This is a genomic window from Klebsiella sp. C349492, assembly GCF_042055345.1.
GTDB classification, from domain to species: domain Bacteria; phylum Pseudomonadota; class Gammaproteobacteria; order Enterobacterales; family Enterobacteriaceae; genus Klebsiella; species Klebsiella scottii.
The window spans coordinates 1-255 of sequence record NZ_JANQCE010000043.1; the positions used below are offsets into that span (position 1 = coordinate 1).

1 rRNA gene is annotated in these 255 nt (G+C 50.6%); it reads right to left on the bottom strand.

Going from position 1 to position 255, the window contains the following annotated elements:
• A 23S ribosomal RNA gene (locus NWP14_RS27895) occupies positions 1-255 on the bottom strand; the annotation flags it as partial.

A 255-nucleotide genomic window follows, 5' to 3' on the forward strand; every position in this document is an offset into this window, starting at 1 on the left:
TCACTTACCATCAGCGTGCCTTCTCCCGAAGTTACGGCACCATTTTGCCTAGTTCCTTCACCCGAGTTCTCTCAAGCGCCTTGGTATTCTCTACCTGACCACCTGTGTCGGTTTGGGGTACGATTTGATGTTACCTGATGCTTAGAGGCTTTTCCTGGAAGCAGGGCATTTGTTACTTCAGCACCGTAGTGCCTCGTCGTCACACCTCAGCGTTAACAAGAGTCCGGATTTACCTAAACTCTCCGCCTACATGCT